General features: G+C 37.9%; 3 protein-coding genes. 1 reads left to right on the top strand and 2 read right to left on the bottom strand.

The features are described from left to right. Positions 1–16 precede the first annotated feature (16 nt). A complete protein-coding gene (locus D5R40_RS36770) occupies positions 17–163 on the top strand; it encodes a hypothetical protein (RefSeq protein WP_161565186.1) in 147 nt (48 codons plus the stop codon). A 203-nt stretch (positions 164–366) separates the two neighbouring features. Here D5R40_RS36770 and nrdR read toward each other — a convergent pair whose 3' ends face one another. Both nrdR and D5R40_RS33155 read right to left on the bottom strand, forming a co-directional pair. Then, a complete protein-coding gene (gene nrdR / locus D5R40_RS33160) occupies positions 367–924 on the bottom strand; it encodes a transcriptional regulator NrdR (RefSeq protein ID WP_124155900.1) in 558 nt (185 codons plus the stop codon). A 168-nt stretch (positions 925–1,092) separates the two neighbouring features. Continuing rightward, positions 1,093–1,188, bottom strand: a complete 96-nt coding sequence (locus D5R40_RS33155) for a photosystem II reaction center protein T (protein ID WP_011613950.1) — start codon at positions 1,186–1,188, stop codon at positions 1,093–1,095. Positions 1,189–1,195 lie beyond the last annotated feature (7 nt).

The raw sequence follows: 1,195 nt of genomic DNA, 5'->3' as shown, positions 1-1,195 counted from the left end.
GTGAGAAACCCAATAATTGGAAACCGTCAGGAAAGAGAATAAAGCGATGCAGCGCGGTCTTGGGGGTTTCCCCCATGAGCGACTGCATCAAGACAGCGTGGTTTGTATAGAACAGGCAATAATTGGTGTATTAATGCAGACTGTAATGGGGCTGCAAATATAATCACAAAAGTAAGCAGAAAGCTAGGGTTAAACTTAAGCCGACTGTGTAGGGGCATTTTGACTTGTCCCCAAAGAATATATCTTTGGTCAGCTAAGAAGAAACGGAGCAACACGGATTTATCCTGTTGCGTAGTATCTGCTTAGAATCCCCGTGACTTAAGTCCGGGGAGTAGTCAATTACTGCTATAGTTATCATCATTCAGTTTAAGATGAGGTGGCAAAGGAAGCAGACGTTTCACAATCAACAGCATCTGGTTTCGGAGAAATTTCAGAACTTTCTAGGGAAGTAGAATTAAAATCTAAATTATTTTTTTGATTTTGGAGATGATTTAAGGTATCTACAAAATCTCTAATACCTTGAAATTTACGATAAACAGAGGCAAAACGGATATAAGCAACTTCACTAATGTGAACTAATTTACTCAGAACAATTTCACCAATTTCAGCGCTGGTAACTTCTCTTTGGGTTCTACCCTGTAGCTCAACTTCAATTTCATCTACAAGAGCTTCGAGTTCAGTAGGTTCAATACCGGTTTTTTCACAGGAGCGGATAATACCTCGGAGTAATTTCAACTTATCAAAAGACTCTTTTTTACCGTCCTTTTTAATCACTGTTACTGTAACAAACTCTATTCTTTCATAAGTCGTGAAACGATGCTGGCAATTCAAACATTCTCGTCGGCGTCGGATACTTTTACCAGATTCAGCTGAACGCGACTCTAGAACACGACTATTTGTATGTTGGCACACTGGACATCGCATACTTTAAAAATTTCTCAGACATATAATTTCAGACATGAATATTTTAGCCTAATTTAGGCCAATGATAATTTATTTAAAAATTAGAATAAATGAGTACTGGGTTAAGGACTCAGCACTCATTTTTCATAAAAAAAGCAATTTATTTGATAATCAACCGATCAAAACTAATTACTTTCCAATTCTGGGAGGATCGCGGAAGGCGATCGCAAAAAATATCACACCCAAGGCCAAAGCCAATACTAATATATAAGCTGCACTTTCCATAAGGGAA

This window comes from Okeania hirsuta (assembly GCF_003838195.1).
Classification (GTDB): domain Bacteria; phylum Cyanobacteriota; class Cyanobacteriia; order Cyanobacteriales; family Microcoleaceae; genus Okeania; species Okeania hirsuta.
The sequence above is the reverse complement of the archived record's forward strand: the minus strand, read 5'-3'. Positions and strand labels throughout refer to the sequence as shown.